Origin of the sequence: Tsukamurella conjunctivitidis, from assembly GCF_007858475.1 — a bacterium.
GTDB lineage: Bacteria > Actinomycetota > Actinomycetes > Mycobacteriales > Mycobacteriaceae > Tsukamurella > Tsukamurella conjunctivitidis.
On sequence record NZ_VIGX01000218.1, the window covers coordinates 1 to 565 of the forward strand.

Here is a 565-nt window from a genome sequence, read left to right on the forward strand (position 1 = left end):
CCGTTTGATTGACATCGAGAGTGATAAAGTCATTAGACATAAGAGACCCAGCCGTCTCAATGCCAAATTTCATATTGCGATCTTGAATGACCATTTTGCTTAACCTCATTATCTTTTATTTTCATAAAACGACAGTAATCAATTTTTCTGTCATCGATATATTTTGTTAAGCGCGGCTGTGCGCAGCGGCCGACGCTGATATCCTGTGGAAAAGAGTCCATAGATGAACCGTCTATTTTTAAGATCAAAAAAAACACCCAGCCACAAAACGTGAGGAGGGTGTTTTATCGATATGTAAAGGCGCCTTTACAATGATCTCTCCTCTTTCGTAAAGTTTTAGCACTATATGGCATGGGTATTCATCTGAATCCCGGCTACATTAGATACTGCCTTAGCTCGACAGTTTCTGCTGACCCATTGGTGTCTCTCGACGTTTCTGGGCAGTAGCTTACCTCCATATAGGAGCCTCACCTAACGAGGATAGTTAACAATTTGGTTATACATTGTTAACCCAAAATATTTAGTTTGGGCATTGTACCCTGATATTTTGAATAAGCAAACCATG

At 40.2% G+C, this 565-nt stretch carries 1 riboswitch.

Annotation, left to right across the window (positions count from 1 at the left end):
* Positions 1-314 precede the first annotated feature (314 nt).
* A riboswitch (M-box (ykoK) riboswitch) is annotated at positions 315-486 on the reverse strand.
* Positions 487-565 lie beyond the last annotated feature (79 nt).